Genomic DNA, 15599 nt, shown 5'->3' on the forward strand with positions numbered 1-15599 from the left:
TTTTTGTTTTTACGCAATTCCGGACGGAAAACCGTTACACACTTTTCTTGGAATTGCTCTAAGAGCCGGCCTGTGGCAGGCGGCTGTTTATTCCGCCGGCTTGTCGGGCTTCGCTTCGCTAGTGCCCTCTTCGGCGGCTTCCTCGAGGCGCGACGCGATCAGTTCTTGGATGTCGCCGACCTCTTCCTGGATGTCCTCCAGGAGAATGCCCGCCTCGGCAGCCTTGGCGCAGCACTCCTTGGCAAGGGTCTCGGCCTGCTCGATCTTGATCGGCGAATGCTGGCATTGGACTTTCTCGCCAATCCATCCGCGCAAGAACTCGATCGCATGTTCACTCATACTGCTTCTTCCCTAGCGGCTAAGCCGGTTGGTAGCCATGAACGTCCGCCCCCCATTCGAGCCGAGTCGGCCTCGACGGGCAAGACATCTTGCCCGTGGTTCGCGAAACCGAAGGAATGGAAGGGTTGAAGGTGCACGTTCAGATCGTTGAGAATGATGGGATTGTTGGCCGGGATCGATAGAAGGCCGCCGTTGTTATTTTTGCTGGCTTTTTTCTATGTTCGACAGCGCATTTGTATCACGATGGGTAGCACAGACTGTGTCACAGCTTTCCGGTCAACGTTGCCCCGGCTTTAGCTGGAGCAGGCGCTATATAGTGGCATCCTCATGCGATGTCGACTCGGAGTCCTTCATCGGGGCGACTACCTCCCCAGAAGATTGCGCTCGACGGTCCTCAGATGCGTCAGCATCGCGTTGCTGGCGCCTTCGGAGTCGCGCGCCAGCAAGGCATCCAGGACGAGCTGGTGCTCGCTACAATAGGTGGCGCGGCGTTCCTCCGAGAAGGAACGCTTCTTCATCTCGAACCACGGCCGCTGATTGCGCAGGACGCGCATGAGATTGTGGATCTCCTTGAGGAAGTCGTTGCGCGAGCACGCGAATATGCGGTGATGAAATTCCGCGTCCCAGTGCTCGAACGTCGGCATGTCCTGGGATGCGCAGGCGATCTTGTGCGCCTCGCGCACTGCGTTCAATTCGCCGGCGCTTGCATTGGTCGCGGCGAAGGATGCCGCCGCCGGCTCCAGCAACTGCCTGATCTCCATCATGTCGGCCGGGCTGGTCCCTTCCATCCGCGCGACGGTCGCGGCCATGGAATCGGGATTGGCTGCCGTCAAAAAAGTTCCGCGACCAACATGCCGTACGACCGTGCCGTCATCCTCGAGCAGGCCGACGGCGCGGCGCACGGTGTTGCGCGCCACACCGAACTCGCTTGCCAGGTCACGCTCGGGCGGCATACGGCCGTTTTCCATCCATTCGCCCAGCGAAATCCGTTTCTTCAAGGCGATGGCGATGTCGTTGGCAACCAGCTTGGGCATGTTTGGCAGCGTTTATCTGATCCAATGATGAACCATTCATAGCAGCTTTTCGTGCGCCCGTCCATCATGCAGGCCTGCCGGTAGGTCGCCATTTGCATCGCCGCGAGCGTTGGAACTATTTCATGCAGCCAATCCGAATCCGGCTTGCGGCCTAAGCCAATTGGCGCTAGCGTGTTTCAAAAGAGCAGAAAATTGGCTCAAAATTGGTTCACGGGAGGAAATTCATGCGGGTCGCGACTTTCTCGCTCGCCGGCGAAAGGCGGGTCGGTCTCGTCGATCTTGCCGCCCAGACTGTCGCCCCCTTCGATTTCCCCGTCGAGCGCGCCGAGACCGGATTGCTGGCGTTGATCGAACGCAACGGAGCCGGCCTGCCGCGCACCCTCTCCCCGGTCCCGCTGGCGGGCGTAGAGATCGAAGCTCCGATTCCACAACCACGCCGCAACATCTTCTGCGTCGGCAAGAACTATTACGAGCATGCGCACGAATTTGCCCGCTCAGGCTTCGATTCCAGCGCCGGCGCCGGCGCGGTGCCAAAACACCCGATCATCTTCTCCAAAGTGCCGGAATCGGTCGTCCCCAACCACGCCAGCGTGTTGATCGACTCCTCCGTGTCGACAGCGATCGACTATGAGGCGGAGCTCGCCGTCATCATCGGCAAGGGCGGGCGCGGCATCTCGAAAGAGGAAGCTCTCGACCACGTCTGGGGCTACACGATCGTCAACGACGTCACGGCACGCGACCTGCAAGGCAAATACAGCCAGTGGCTGATCGGCAAATCGCAGGACACGTTCTGTCCGATGGGTCCATGGGCCGTCACCAGGGACGAGTTCGATCTCGCCAGCGCCGGCATCCGCTGTTTCGTCAACGAGGACCTGCGCCAGGACTCCAGGATATCGCTGCTCATCTTCGATATCCCGACCATCATCGCCACGCTGTCGCAAGGTATCACGCTCAAGCCCGGAGACATCATCGCCACCGGCACGCCCGTCGGCGTCGGCATCGGCTTCGACCCGCCCAGATATCTCAAGTCCGGCGATGTCGTGCGCATCGAGATCGACGGCATCGGCACGCTGGAGAACCGCTTCGTGGAGAGGCCGCAATGACGACCGTGACTGTCGGCCAGGTCGTCGGGGAAGTTACAGGCGAAGGCGCGGCCGTGGTGATGATCCACGGCCTCGGCGGCACCTCGAACATGTTCCAGCCGCAGATGGGGGCGCTGTCGGGCTACCGCGTCGTCCGGCTCGACCTGCCGGGGTCGGGCCGTTCGCCGCGGCCGATCGAGCCGCTCACCATCGAAGGGATGAGCGAAGCCGTGATCCGCGCCATGGCCGGCATGGGCGTAACGTCGGCGCATTTCGTCGGCCATTCGATGGGCACCATCGTGTGCCAGCAGATCGCGGCGACACAGCCCTCCTTGGTAGCTTCGCTCGCGCTGTTCGGCGCTTTGGCCGAACCTGCGGAAGCGACCCGGCAAGGCTTGGCCAACCGAGCCCGTCTGGCACGCTCCGGCGGCATCGCCGACATCGCCGATCAGATCGTCGCCAACGCGATCTCGGCGCACACCAGGGAGACATCGCCCGCGGCAGCGGCCTTCGTGCGGGAATCGATCACCCGCCAGGACCCCGAATCCTATGCCCGCACCTGCGAGGCCCTGGCCAAGGCGACAGCTGTCGATGCGCGCCGGATTTCGGCGCCGACCCTGCTCGTCACCGGCGATGCCGACACGGTCAATCCGCCAGGCGTCGCCCAGGCGCTTGCCGACAAGATCAAGGGAGCCGTATTCTCGTCGCTCGATCGGTGCGGACACTGGGCCACTGTGGAAAGTCCGCGCGAGAGCAGCTCGAAGCTCGCCGATTTTTTGAGACGGGTTGATAGGTGAGGATTTCGGATCGGGCGTAGACTTACGCGCTCGGCAAGTTGGGAGGCTTGTTATGGCAGACGAAAACTGGGCCGGAAACGGGTCGGGAAGCACGCTCTTCACCAATGTGCGCGTGCTCGACGCATCAGGTGAATATCCCTACACCGGCGAGGTGCTGGTGCAGGGCAACCGCATCAAGCAGATCACCAAGGGCTCGTCCCGCTTCGGCTCCTCCGCGTCGTCTTCCTACAATGGCGGCGCGCCAGGGGGCGTCACCGTGATCGACGGCATGGGCGCGACGCTGATGCCCGGCATGATCGACGCGCATCTGCATCTGTCCTGGAACAACGCGCCCGGCATCGATCCCATCCAGATGATGGAGATCGAGGAGCACATGCTGGTCACCATGGAGATGGCCAAGCTGGTGCTCGATGCCGGCTTCACCGCCGGCCGGGGCGCGGCCGCCGCCAAGCCGCGGCTCGACGTCGTCGCCAAGAAGTTCATCAACCAGGGCCGGTTTCCCGGACCGCGTTACCTCGCGGCGGGACCGGAGATCACAACGGTCGGCGGCCTCGGCGATTCCGCGCCCTCGCATATTCCGCATGAGGGCCTCAATCTCGGCATCGTCGTCTCCGGTCCGGAGGAAATCCGCCGCACGGTGCGCCAGCTGATCAAATACGGCGTCGATTCGATCAAGCTCAACCTATCCGGCGAGAGCATCACCGGCATGGGCGCCGAGGAGACGCCGATGTCGGAAGAGGAGGTCGCCATGGCCGCCTCCGAGGCGCGTTGCCGCAACAAGGTCCTGTCGGCGCACGCACGCTCTTCCGGCTCGGTCAAGCAGTGCGTGCGCCACGGCATCCAGAACATCTACCACGCCTCCTTCGCCGACGAGGAAGCGCTCGACATGCTCGAGGCGGTCAAGGACAAGCATTTCGTGGCGCCGGGCATCGCATGGCTGATCAACACCGCGCGGTACGCCGAGCAATGGGGCATCAAGCCCGGCTCGCCGCTGTCGCTCGAATATGAGCGAGAGCTTGAAATGTGCGTCGACACGATGAAGAAGATGCACCGGCGCGGCATTCGCGTCTGCATCGGCGGCGACTACGGCTTTGCCTGGACGCCGCAAGGTACCAACGCTAAGGACATCCAGACCTTCGTCGAGATGCTCGGCTTCTCGCCGATGGAGGCGATCCAGGCCGGCACCAAATATGGCGGCCAGATCATGGGCATGGGCGACGAGCTCGGCCTGATCAAGGAAGGCTACCTCGCCGATATCCTGTTGATCGACGGCGACCCGATTTCGGACGTGCGCATCCTGCAGGACAAGAACCGCATCCTCGCCATCATGAAAGACGGTAAGTTCCACAAGGCGCCGCGCATGAACGAGCAGCGCCGGCGGCTGACCGCATGAGCATACTCGACCAGCCATCGTCGTCGCAGCTGTCGGGCGGCGGCATGACACGCCGCCAGGCCTGGGGCCTGGTCGGCCTGCTGGCCGCGGCGATCGTCGCCTGGCTGGTCTTCGCCGTCTGGCCCGCCTGGCTGAACGCGATCCTGATCTCCAAGAAGGCCTTCGTCAGCGCCATCCTCAACGGCCTGACGCTCGCCGGCCTCTATTTCCTGGTCGCCAGCGGGTTCACCCTGATCTTCGGCCTGATGCGCAACATCAACCTGGCGCACGGCTCGCTTTACCTGCTCGGCGCCTATATCGGCTACGAGGTCACCAGCCGCACCGGCTACTGGCTGCTCGGCGTCGCCGCCGGCTTTGCCGTGCTGGCCATCATCGGCGTCGTCATGCAGGTTTTCGTCTTCCGCCGCCTGGAGGGCGACGACCTCCGACAGACCCTGGTCACCATCGGCATCTCGATCGTCGCCGCCGACCTGATGCTGGCGGTGTGGGCCGGCGGGACGTACCAGATCGCCACGCCGGAATGGCTCGACGGCGCCTTGACCTTGCCCGTCGTCACCGCGGTGCGCTCGAGCGGCGCTTCGGTTTTCCTGACCTATCCGCTCTACCGCGTGGTCGTGCTGGCGGCGGCGATCGTCATCGGAGTCGGGCTCTGGCTGATGCTCAACAGGACCCGCGTCGGCATGATGATCCGCGCCGGCGTCGACGACCGCGCCATGCTGTCGGCCTCGGGCGTCAACGTGCATGCGGTGTTCGCCATCGTCTTCGCGGTCGGCGCCGGACTTGCCGGTTTCGCGGGCGTCGTCGGCGGATCGGCGCTCTCGGTCGCACCCGGCGAGGACGTGCGCTATTTGCTTGCCTCGCTGGTCGTGGTGATCGTCGGCGGCATGGGCTCCATCACCGGCGCGGCGATCGGAGCGCTGCTCATCGGGCTGGCCGAGCAGATCGGCCTGGTCTATTTCCCGACCTATGGCGTGGTGCTCACCTTCGTCATCATGGTGGTGACGCTTGCGGTGCGGCCGCAAGGCATCATGGGGAAGGCGAGATGAGCCTGACCACGGTCGCCGACGGCGCGGTGCCGCAACAGAACTGGCTGGACAAGATCGGCGCGGGTCACGTCATCCTTGCCGTCGCGCTCGTTCTCTATCCGCTGGTGGCATCGGATTTCTTCCTGACGCAGATCGCCGGCTACTCGATGATCTTCGGCGTGCTGGCGCTGTCGCTGATGCTGCTGGCCGGCTATGGCGGAATGCTCAGCCTGGCGCAGATCACGGTCGCCGGGATTGCCGCCTACGCCGTCGCCATCCTCGGCAGCAACAATTCCAACGTGCTGGGCTTCGGCTGGCCCTGGTGGACCGTCGTCCCCTTCGCGGTTGCCGCGGCGGCGGTGTCGTCGGCGCTGATCGGCTGGATCTCGGTGCGCACGGAAGGCATCTACACGCTCATGATCACGCTGGCGATCGCGACAGCGACCTTCTACTTCGCCCAGCAGAACTACGCGATCTTCAACGGCCATTCCGGCTACGCCGGCATTCACGCGCCGGTGTTCTGGGGCATCGACTGGCGGAACCCGAAACCCTTCTATTACCTCTGCCTCGGCCTTGCGGCGCTGTCCTACGCGGCGGTGCTCTACGGCTCCCGCTCCACCTTCGGCATGACCTTGCAGGCGATCCGCGACAATCCGCGAAGGATGCGAGCGCTGGGCTATCATGTCACCGCGCACAAGGTCTTCGCCTGGTTCCTGGCAGGCATCCTCGCCGGGCTGGCGGGCGTGCTTCTGGTGTGGTTCAACGGGCGCGTCTCGCCCGGCACTATCGGTGTCGACGTGGCGATCGACATCCTGATCATCGCCGTCATCGGCGGCCTGCGCCACCCGATCGGGCCGTTCGTCGGCGCGATCGTCGTCATACTGATGCAGACCTTCGCCATCGACATCGTCGGTGCCGAGCGTTTCAACACGCTGATCGGCCTGGTGCTCCTGGCGATCGTCTTCGTCTCGCCGGATGGAATTCTTGGGTTGTGGGGGAGGATCAAGCCACATCTTGCCCAGGGATCCTTGCGCGCCGGCCCCTAGCGGCTGGCGCGGATGAAGCACTGCTGACCAATCAAACGGGAGGAACCGAAAATGCACAGACGTACACTGCTGGCCCTGGCGCTGTTCACCGGGCTGACCGCGCCTTCGATGGCGCTCGCCGCCGACGACACGATCAAGATCGGCCTGCTCGCCACTTTCGAGGGGCCGTTCACGGTGCTCGGCGAGGACGGCGAACGCGGCGCCATGACGGCGGTCGCCGAGACCAACGGCACCGTCGCCGGCAAGAAGATCGAGATCGTCAAGGGCTCGTCCGACGCCTCGCCCGACAGCGCCGTGCGCGCCGCGCGCAAGCTTGTCGAGCAGGACGGCGTGAAGGTGCTGGTCGGCCCGCTTTCGGGCGATGAAGGCCTCGCCGTCAAGGACTATGCCAAGACCAAGCCGGACGTGACGTTCATCAACGGCACCTCGGCAGCGCAGGACACGACGCTGCGCAATCCGGCCGAGAACTTCTTCCGCTTTTCCACCGACGGGGCGCAGTGGATGGCCGGCCTCGGCACCTATGCCTTCAACGACAAGGGCTACAAGAAGGTCGCCACCGTCGCCGAGGATTACTCCTTCCCCTACACGCAGGTGTTCGGCTTCATGGCCGAGTTCTGCAAGGCCGGCGGGCACGTGCCGTCGAAATCCTGGGTGCCGATCGGCAACAAGGACTTCTCCTCCGTCATCGCGGCGATCCCCGAGGATGTCGATGCCATCTATGTGGCGCTCGGCGGCGCCGACGCCGTCAACTTCCTGACCCAATACCAGCAGGCCGGGGGCTCGGCTCCGCTCATCGGCGGCTCGATCACCGTCGACCAGACCGTGCTGACTTCGAAAGGCAAGCTGAAGGATGTGCTGAAAGGCACGCCGTCTGCCGGACCGACCGCCGACACCAATGACGCGCCGGCCTGGAAGACGTTTGTCGACGCCTACGAGAAGCAGCCGGGAGCCTTCCCCTCGCCGTCGCTCTTCGCCCATGGCTACTATGTGAACATGAAGGCGACGCTGCTGGCGCTCGACCAGGTTGGCGGCGACGTCTCCGACGGCGGCAAGAAGTTGCGCGAGGCCTTGTCGAAGCTTTCCTTCGACACGCCGACCGGCAAAGTGTCGCTCGACAAGAACCGCAACGCGGTCGCCGACATCTTCCTGACCGAGGTTACCGAAGGCTCGGACGGCACTCTTCTCAACAAGCTGGTCAAGGTCGTGCCGCAGGTCAACCAGACGCTGGGCATCCCCGAGGACGAGTTCATGAAGCTCGGGGCGGTCAACCGCGACAATCCGAGCTGCCCGTAACGGCACGAGCCAAGAGCATCGTCAGTGACCGAAAACCTGGCCGCGAACCGTCTGCAGAGCACCAGTGCCTACGCGCTGGAGCTCGATGGCGTGGCGCGGCATTTCGGAGCGCTGGTGGCGCTCTCGGGCATCGATATGAGGATCGCGGCCGGCGAGCGGCGCGCGGTCCTCGGCTCCAACGGCGCCGGCAAGACCACCCTGTTCAACGCCGTGACCGGCGACTTCCTGCCGACTGCCGGACGCATCCGCTTCTTCGGCGAGGACATCACCGACCTGCCGCCGCACGAGCGTATCCGCCGCGGCCTGCGCCGCACCTATCAGATCTCGCAGCTGTTCAAGGGGCTGTCGGTCCTCGATTCCATCTTTCTCGCCTGCCGAGGCGTCTCGCGCCAGCGGTTTTCGCTGCTGAGGCCCACCGCCGCCGACGTCAACATGGTGCAGGCGCGATCGATCCTCGAGGCGGTTCATCTCGAAGCCCATCGCGACGCACTGGTGGCGACGCTGAGCCACGGTCAGCAACGCCAATTGGAAATCGCGCTGGCGCTCGCCGGCGCGCCGCGCTTCATCCTGTTCGACGAACCGGCGGCGGGTCTTTCGCCGACCGAGCGGCGCGACCTCGTCGCCATCCTCAACGCGCTGCCGAAGCATATCGGTTTCATCATCATCGAGCATGATCTCGACGTCGCCCTGCGCGTGGCGGACTACGTGTCGATGATGCACAATGGGCACCTGTTCAAGGAAGGCACGCCGCAGGAAATCGAGGCCGATCCGGAGGTCCAACAGATCTATCTCGGAGGCAAGCATGGCTGAACGCCCCGCCGGCAAAAGCCCCAGGGCGGTGCTGAAGATAGAAGACCTGCAGGTCTTCTACGGCGAGAGCCATGCCTTGCAGGGGATTTCGCTGACGCTGGAGAGCGGCGTGCTTTCCGTGGTCGGCCGCAACGGCATGGGCAAGTCGACGCTGTGCAATACCATCGTCGGACTGAAGCGCGCGCGCTCCGGCTCGATCCGCTTCGACGGCCGCGAGACCACCGCGCTCGAACCGCACGAGATCCACCGCCTCGGCGTCGGCTATGTGCCGCAGGGGCGGCGCGTCTGGCCAAGCCTGACGGTCGACGAGCATCTGCGCCTTGCCGGCGGCAATCGGCGTGACGCGAGTTGGACGGTCGAGCGTGTCTACCAGACCTTTCCGCGCCTGGCGGAGCGCCGGCACAATGGCGGATCGCAGCTGTCGGGGGGCGAGCAGCAGATGCTCGCCATCTCGCGCGCGCTCCTCAGCGACCCGAAGCTTCTGGTGATGGATGAGCCGACCGAGGGGCTGGCGCCGATCATCGTCGACCAGGTCGAAAAGATGCTGGTCGGCCTTGCCGCCGAAGGCGAGATGGCGGTGCTCGTGATCGAGCAGAACATCGGCGTCGCCACCGCTGTCTCCAGCCAGGTCGCGATCATGGTCAATGGCCGGATCAACCGGCTGATGGACGCGGCCGCGCTCGCCGTCGACCGCGACCTGCAGCAGCGGCTGCTCGGCGTCGGACGCCACGCCGAGGAAGCGCCTGTCACGCCGACGGAAGCGGCACAGGCAAAGGAGCAACTGGCGGCCGTCTATCGCGTCGACCGCGCGTCCGCCGGATCGCTCGAGCCGGCGGGGGGCGACGGCGTCTATCGGCCCGTCACCCAATTGCCCAACCGCTGGAACGTGCCGGTCACCGAACTGAGGCAGGCGGCCGTCGACAAGACGGCGCCCCAGGACGACCCGAGGAAGGTCTTCGCCATCCCCTTTGCCGAGCGCATCGGCAAAACCGTGCTGGTCGTTGGCACGTTCGACACCAAGGGCAAGGAACTGCGCTTCGTCGCCGACCGGCTGAAGTCGCTCGGACTGCCTGTGCGCACCGTCGACCTGTCGACGTCGGGAAAGCCGTCGAGCGCGGACGTGCCCGCCATGCAGGTGGCCGGCATGCACCCGCGCGGATCCTCGGCCGTCTTCACCGACGATCGCGGCGGCTCGGTCGGCGCCATGGCGGAGGCTTTCGCGCGCTGGATCGAGCGGGAACCGCGCATCGGCGGCGTCATCTCGGCGGGCGGCTCCGGCGGCACGACGCTGGCGACGTCCGGCATGCGGGTTCTGCCTGTCGGCATTCCCAAGCTGATGGTCTCGACGGTGGCGGCAGGCGATGTCGCCAAATATGTCGGCGGCGCCGACATCATGATGTTCCATTCGGTCGCCGATGTTCAGGGGCTGAACTCGATCACCGAGCAGGTGCTGTCCAACGCCGCCCACGCCATGGCCGGCATGGTCGCGCAACTGCCCAATGCCGAGGCGTGGGACGCCAGGCGCAAGCTGGCGCGCCCTGCCCTCGGCATCACCATGTTCGGTGTCACCACGCCGGCGGTGCAGGCGGTGACGAAACGGCTCGAAGCCGACTATGACTGCCTCGTCTTCCACGCCACCGGCATCGGCGGGCGCGCCATGGAGAATCTCGCCGACTCCCGGCTGCTGTCGGCCTTCCTCGATCTCACCACGACCGAAGTGGCCGACATGATCGTCGGCGGCGTCTTCCCGGCGACCGAGGATCGTTTCGGAGCGGCGATCCGCACAAGGCTGCCCTATGTCGGCTCGGCCGGCGCGCTCGACATGGTCAATTTCGGGCCGCGCGAGACCGTGCCGGAAAAGTTCCGCGGCCGCAAATTCGTCATTCACAATCCAAATGTCACGCTGATGCGCACAACCCGCGACGAGAACCGGGCCTTCGGCGAATGGATCGGCGGGCGGCTCAATGCCATGGACGGACCGGTGCGCTTCCTGCTGCCCGAGGGCGGCGTGTCGCTGCTCGATGCGCCTGGCCAGCCCTTTCACGATCCGGAAGCCGACAACGCTCTGTTCGAAGCGATCGAAAAGACCGTTCGCCGGACGCCCCAGCGCCATGTCGAGCGGGTGCGCGCCAACATCAACGACATGCCCTTTGTCGATGCGGTGATCAGCGCTTTCCACGCGATCGGCCCAAAACTGCAGAGGCGGGCATGAACAGTTGGACTTTACCGGACGGCGGACGGATCTTCGAAATTGGTGCCGGGCGCCTGGCACTGACCGGATTGTGTAGGGGAGAATAGATCATGGACGCGCAGAGCTTTGGCGCTTTCCTGTTGTGGCTGATCGTTGCCGCGGTCGTCGTGGTGATCGCCGTCTACATCTTGCGATGGCTCTATCGCCGCTCGACCAAGGAAACGGCGTTCGTGCGCACCGGCTTCCTGGGCGAGAAGGTGGTGGTCAATGGCGGCGCCTTCGTCATTCCGGTGCTGCACGAGATCACCCCGGTCAACATGGGGGTGCTGCGCATCGAGGTTCGCCGCGAGGACGCGCTGGCGCTGATCACCAGGAACCGCATGCGCGTCGACCTCATCGCAGAGTTCTTCGTCCGCGTCGGCGCGAGCCGCGAATTTGTTGCCGCGGCCGCGCAGACGCTCGGCCGCCGCACGCTGCAGCCCGAGAGCCTGCGCGAACTGCTGGAGGGCAAGTTCGCCGGCGCCATGCGCACCGTCGCCGCGCAGATGACGCTGGAAGAGATGCATGAGCTGCGCGGCGACTACGCCGACAAGGTCCGCGCGCTTGCTTCGGATTCGCTGACCGCCAACGGGCTGGAACTGGAAAGCGTCGCCATCGTCGACCTCGACCAGACCAGCCTCGAATATTTCGATCCGTCCAACGCCTTCGATGCCGAAGGCCTGACGCAGCTGACGGAGTCCATCGAGACCAGGCGCCGCATGCGCAACGAGATCGAGCAGCGCACTTTGGTCGACATCCGCAACCAGAACCTCGACACCCAGCGCAAGGTGCTGGAGATCGAGCGCGACACCGAATATGCGCGCCTTGAACAGGAGCGCGAAGTCGAGATCCGCCGCGCGGCGCAGCGCTCCGAGCTCGCCAGGGAACGCGCCGTACGCGACCAGGAAGCCGAACAGGCGCAACTTTCCGCGCGCGAGGCGGTGGAGAAATCGCGTCTTGCCCAGGAGCGCAGCATCACCGAGGAACGCATCCGTAGCGAGGAAGACACGCAGCGCCGCGAGATCGCGCGCCGCCGCGCGCTCGACGAGGCCGAGATGAAGATGCGCGAATTGACCGAGCGCGAGCAGATCGCTCTCGGACTTGCGCTGGAGAAGGCGCGCATCGAGCGCGAAGGCGCGCAGAGCGGGCTCGAGATCGAACGCAAGAAGGCGCTCGAAATAGCCGAGCTCGAACGCCAGATCGCGCTAGCGGAAAAGGCGCTCGAAGTAACCAGGGCGGAGGCGGAGAAGCGCCGCGCCGAGATCGTCGAGAACCAGGCAACCGAGACCGCGCGGATCGAGCAGGAACGTGCCGTCGACGAGGTGCGGATCGCCAGGGAACGCCATCTCGAAGCCTTGCAGATCGCCAAGCGCCAGGCCTTCGAGGAAGCCGAGATCTCGGCTGGAGAAGAGGTCGAGCGAGCCCGCATCACCACCGAGCGCGGCATCGAGGAGGCGCGTCTCATCAAGGAGCGCGATCTTCGTCAGCTCAGCGTCGACCGCGACCAGAAGATCGAGATCGCTGAGATCCAGAAGGCTATCGACATCGCCAAGAAGACGCAGGAACGCTCCTCGGCGATCGCCGCGTCGGAAGCCGTTCGCGCCAAAGCCATCCAGGCCGAGGAACAAGCCCTGACCGCCCGCGAGCGCGAGATCGCCGAGCGCCGCAAGCTGACCGACCTGATCGCCGCCCAACGCGAGGCGGAGCGCGAGGCCCTTCGCGTGACGGCCGCCGCCGACGCCGAGATGAAGGCCGCAAAGAGCCTGGCGGAGGCACAGAAGATCGCGGCCGTCGCCGCCGCGGAAGCGGAAAAGATCCACGCCCTTGCCGCCGCCCAGCGCTACGAGGTCGACGCGACCGGCCATCGGCAGATCAACGAAGCGGAGAACCTTCTCTCCAGCGAGGCGCGCGCCGGGCGCCTGCGCGGCAAATTGCTGGATCACATGGAAGGCATCATCCGCGAGAGCGTCAAGCCGATGGAGAAGATCGACGGCATCAAGATCCTGCATGTCGACGGTATCAACAGCGGATCTGGCGGCAACCGCAACGTCACCGACGAGGTGATCGATTCGGCGCTGCGCTACCGGGTGCAGGCGCCGATGATCGACAATCTGATGAAGGAGATCGGCATCGAGGGCGGCTCGCTCGGACGGATGACCGACGTGCTGCGCGATGCCAAGGACATTTCGAACCTCGCCCGCGATAAGAAGGGCAAGGGCAAGGCCGCCAAGGACGATGATGACGACCGCGACCATTGAGGTGACGGCGGTGTTTTCTTGCCAAGTGGTTCCCCCACTCCGTCGCTGCTTCGCAGCGCCACCTCTCCCCCCTCCGGAGGGAGAGGAAAGGAGCCAGTTGGAATCGCCTCGCGCCTTTCCTCTCCCCCGTCGATCGGGGGAGAGGTGTCGAGCGAAGCTCGACGGAGTGGGGGTCGATCTGGCGCGGCGCGAGACAATAAATGCTCGGACCGCCATGCCCACAGCCGGCTCTCAAGCATGACCAAGGTCTATGTCTCCTCGGTCATCCCGGCCCCGGCCGCGGACGTCTGGAAGGTCGTGCGCGACTTCAACGGCTTGCCCGACTGGGCGCCTTTCGTGGCCGAGAGCCGCATCGAGCAGAATGCGCATGCCGACCGGATCGGCTGCATCCGCAGTTTCACGCTCAAGGACGGCGGACGGATCCGCGAACGACTGCTGGCGCTGTCGGACTACGACCTCTCCTGCAGTTACGCGATCCTGGAGAGCCCGATGCAGGTGGAGAACTATGTCGCCACCTTGTCGCTGACGCCGATAACCGACGGCAATTTGACGTTGGCCGAATGGCAGGCCGAGTTCGATTGCACCCCCGAGCGCGAGGCAGCGCTGACGCAGCAGATAGGCAGCGGCGTGTTCCAAGCCGCGCTCACCGCGCTGAAGCAGCGCTTCGGACGCTGACCCGCCGCGAATGGTCCAGGTCCGCCAGAGCACGATCATCGATGCCCCGATCGAGGAGGTCTGGGCCATCCTGCGCGATTTCAACGGCCACGACCGCTGGCACCCGGCCATCGCGTCGAGCGAGATCGATGGCGGCGAGCCGGCCGACGCGGTCGGCGCCGTGCGCCATTTCCGTCTGGCCGGCGGCGGCGAACTGCGCGAGCAGCTTCTGGCGCTGTCCGACAAGGAGCGCCGGCTGAGCTACTGCCTGCTCGAGGCGCCGCTGCCGTTGATGGGCTATGTCGCGTCGATACGGCTGAAGCCGGTGACCGACGGCAACGCCACCTTCTGGGAATGGCGCTCCGAATTCCACCCGCCAGCGCATCGCCGCGACGAACTGGTGAAGCTGGTCGCCGAAGATATCTATCGTGCCGGCTTTGCCGCGATCCGCAATCTCCTCGGACGCCGCGATGCCGCCATGCCGGCCGAGGCAAGGCCGTCGCCGGCAATCATGCCGTCGAGGCCGACAGGCGTGGCACCCCGTTCGATCCCCGCGCCGTCGATCCTAGCACCGCCCCGGGACACACGAGAAACAACGCGCGCGATCCTTGTCGAGCGCTATGGCGGACCGGACGTGCTGGAGCTGAAGGAAATCGCATTGCCGCCGCCGGCGCCCAGCGAGGTGCGGATCCGCCACATGGCGATCGGCGTCAACTTCATCGACGTCTATTGCCGCACCGGCTTCTTCGATCTGCTGCGGCCGCCGGGCGTTCCCGGCATGGAAGCGGCAGGTGTCATCGAGGCTGTCGGCGCGGCAATATCCGGCCTGTCGGTCGGCGATCGGGTGGCCTATGCCTGCCCGCCGGTCGGCGCCTATGCAGAGCGCCGCAACATGACGGCCGACCTGTTGGTGCGGCTGTCGGACGACATTTCTGACGAGGTCGCCGCCGCGAGCCTGCTCAAGGGCGTGGCAGCCAGTTTTCTCCTGCACGACGTCCATGCCGTTCGGCCAGGCGAGGTCGTGCTCATCCACGCCGCCGCCGGTGGCATCGGCCAGTTGCTGGTGCAATGGGCACGCCATCTCGGCGCAACCGTGATCGCAACCGTGTCGAGCGATGACAAGGCGCGCATCGTCGAGCGTCTCGGCGCGCACCATGTCATCGTCTATTCCCGGGAGGATTTCAGCGAGGCGGTGATGCGGCTGACCGCCGGCGCAGGCGCCAACGTCATTTACGATGCCGTCGGTGTCGATACTTTCGCCGGCTCGCTCGCGGCCCTTGCCACACGCGGTCATCTCGTCAGCTTCGGCCAGGCATCGGGGCCGGTCGGCACCTGGGACATCGACCGCCTGGCCTCGAAGTCGATCACCGTTTCGCGGCCCAACTATGCTCATTACACCGACACGCCCGAGAAGCTCGCGCCGCATGTCGACCGCTTCTTTACGGCATTTCGCCAGCGCGCCGTCAGGATCGGGCAGCCTGCGTCCTACGATCTGGCCAAAGCCGCGGACGCCCATCGAGACTTGGAAACCCGCAAGACCAGCGGGGCGCTCGTTCTGTTGCCGTAGCCACCCACGGCCGGTCGGAGCGATGGGAAGCTGTTGACGCCGGTGCGCATCGGGTTTTCCGACTTCCATTT

General features: G+C 65.1%; 13 protein-coding genes. 11 read left to right on the forward strand and 2 right to left on the reverse strand.

Annotation, left to right across the window (positions count from 1 at the left end; all coding sequences use genetic code 11):
• Positions 1-87 precede the first annotated feature (87 nt).
• On the reverse strand, positions 88-339 hold the full coding sequence (locus FJ430_RS29545; protein WP_140643874.1) for a DUF768 domain-containing protein: 252 nt from the start codon (positions 337-339) through the stop codon (positions 88-90).
• A gap of 362 nt (positions 340-701) precedes the next feature.
• Entirely contained in the window at positions 702-1373 is a 672-nt protein-coding gene (locus tag FJ430_RS29550; protein ID WP_140709083.1) for a FadR/GntR family transcriptional regulator, read from the reverse strand.
• 224 nt (positions 1374-1597) lie between these two features.
• Here FJ430_RS29550 and FJ430_RS29555 point away from each other — a divergent pair, with 224 nt between their 5' ends.
• From FJ430_RS29555 to FJ430_RS29605, 11 genes are all read left to right on the forward strand, one after another.
• Complete coding sequence (locus tag FJ430_RS29555) at positions 1598-2476, forward strand: fumarylacetoacetate hydrolase family protein (protein ID WP_140709081.1); 879 nt, start codon at positions 1598-1600, stop codon at positions 2474-2476.
• Complete coding sequence (locus FJ430_RS29560; protein WP_140709079.1) at positions 2473-3252, forward strand: alpha/beta fold hydrolase; 780 nt, start codon at positions 2473-2475, stop codon at positions 3250-3252. The genes FJ430_RS29555 and FJ430_RS29560 overlap by 4 nt, the downstream gene beginning before the upstream one ends.
• Before the next feature lie 52 nt (positions 3253-3304).
• Complete coding sequence (locus FJ430_RS29565) at positions 3305-4645, forward strand: metal-dependent hydrolase family protein (RefSeq protein ID WP_140643868.1); 1341 nt, start codon at positions 3305-3307, stop codon at positions 4643-4645.
• Positions 4642-5691 (forward strand): branched-chain amino acid ABC transporter permease, encoded by a 1050-nt coding sequence (locus tag FJ430_RS29570; RefSeq protein WP_140709077.1) that lies wholly within the window; start codon positions 4642-4644, stop codon positions 5689-5691. Before FJ430_RS29565 ends, FJ430_RS29570 begins: the two co-directional genes overlap by 4 nt.
• Positions 5688-6716 carry a branched-chain amino acid ABC transporter permease gene (locus FJ430_RS29575; RefSeq protein ID WP_140709074.1) on the forward strand — a complete coding sequence of 343 codons (1029 nt, stop codon included), beginning with the start codon at positions 5688-5690 and terminating at the stop codon, positions 6714-6716. The genes FJ430_RS29570 and FJ430_RS29575 overlap by 4 nt, the downstream gene beginning before the upstream one ends.
• 51 nt (positions 6717-6767) lie before the next feature.
• A complete protein-coding gene (locus FJ430_RS29580; protein ID WP_140653990.1) occupies positions 6768-8009 on the forward strand; it encodes an ABC transporter substrate-binding protein in 1242 nt (413 codons plus the stop codon).
• 24 nt (positions 8010-8033) lie between these two features.
• Entirely contained in the window at positions 8034-8819 is a 786-nt protein-coding gene (locus FJ430_RS29585; protein ID WP_140653988.1) for an ABC transporter ATP-binding protein, read from the forward strand.
• Positions 8812-11031: an ABC transporter permease gene (locus tag FJ430_RS29590; protein WP_140709072.1), complete on the forward strand. Its 2220-nt coding sequence runs from the start codon at positions 8812-8814 to the stop codon at positions 11029-11031. Before FJ430_RS29585 ends, FJ430_RS29590 begins: the two co-directional genes overlap by 8 nt.
• Positions 11032-11120: 89 nt before the next feature.
• Positions 11121-13307 (forward strand): flotillin family protein, encoded by a 2187-nt coding sequence (locus FJ430_RS29595; protein ID WP_140709070.1) that lies wholly within the window; start codon positions 11121-11123, stop codon positions 13305-13307.
• Positions 13308-13544: 237 nt separating this feature from the next.
• Complete coding sequence (locus FJ430_RS29600; protein WP_140709068.1) at positions 13545-13982, forward strand: SRPBCC family protein; 438 nt, start codon at positions 13545-13547, stop codon at positions 13980-13982.
• A gap of 10 nt (positions 13983-13992) precedes the next feature.
• Positions 13993-15528: an SRPBCC family protein gene (locus FJ430_RS29605; protein WP_140709066.1), complete on the forward strand. Its 1536-nt coding sequence runs from the start codon at positions 13993-13995 to the stop codon at positions 15526-15528.
• Positions 15529-15599 lie beyond the last annotated feature (71 nt).

This window comes from Mesorhizobium sp. B2-8-5, assembly GCF_006440675.2.
Classification (GTDB): Bacteria; Pseudomonadota; Alphaproteobacteria; order Rhizobiales; family Rhizobiaceae; genus Mesorhizobium.

Bases quoted from the DNA above. Each gene is read 5' to 3' on its own strand.
- FJ430_RS29545 (WP_140643874.1), bottom strand. From the start codon at position 339: ATGAGTGAACATGCGATCGAGTTCTTGCGCGGATGGATTGGCGAGAAA.
- FJ430_RS29550 (WP_140709083.1), bottom strand. From the start codon at position 1,373: ATGCCCAAGCTGGTTGCCAACGACATCGCCATCGCCTTGAAGAAACGG.
- FJ430_RS29555 (WP_140709081.1), top strand. From the start codon at position 1,598: ATGCGGGTCGCGACTTTCTCGCTCGCCGGCGAAAGGCGGGTCGGTCTC.
- FJ430_RS29560 (WP_140709079.1), top strand. From the start codon at position 2,473: ATGACGACCGTGACTGTCGGCCAGGTCGTCGGGGAAGTTACAGGCGAA.
- FJ430_RS29565 (WP_140643868.1), top strand. From the start codon at position 3,305: ATGGCAGACGAAAACTGGGCCGGAAACGGGTCGGGAAGCACGCTCTTC.
- FJ430_RS29570 (WP_140709077.1), top strand. From the start codon at position 4,642: ATGAGCATACTCGACCAGCCATCGTCGTCGCAGCTGTCGGGCGGCGGC.
- FJ430_RS29575 (WP_140709074.1), top strand. From the start codon at position 5,688: ATGAGCCTGACCACGGTCGCCGACGGCGCGGTGCCGCAACAGAACTGG.
- FJ430_RS29580 (WP_140653990.1), top strand. From the start codon at position 6,768: ATGCACAGACGTACACTGCTGGCCCTGGCGCTGTTCACCGGGCTGACC.
- FJ430_RS29590 (WP_140709072.1), top strand. From the start codon at position 8,812: ATGGCTGAACGCCCCGCCGGCAAAAGCCCCAGGGCGGTGCTGAAGATA.
- FJ430_RS29595 (WP_140709070.1), top strand. From the start codon at position 11,121: ATGGACGCGCAGAGCTTTGGCGCTTTCCTGTTGTGGCTGATCGTTGCC.
- FJ430_RS29600 (WP_140709068.1), top strand. From the start codon at position 13,545: ATGACCAAGGTCTATGTCTCCTCGGTCATCCCGGCCCCGGCCGCGGAC.
- FJ430_RS29605 (WP_140709066.1), top strand. From the start codon at position 13,993: ATGGTCCAGGTCCGCCAGAGCACGATCATCGATGCCCCGATCGAGGAG.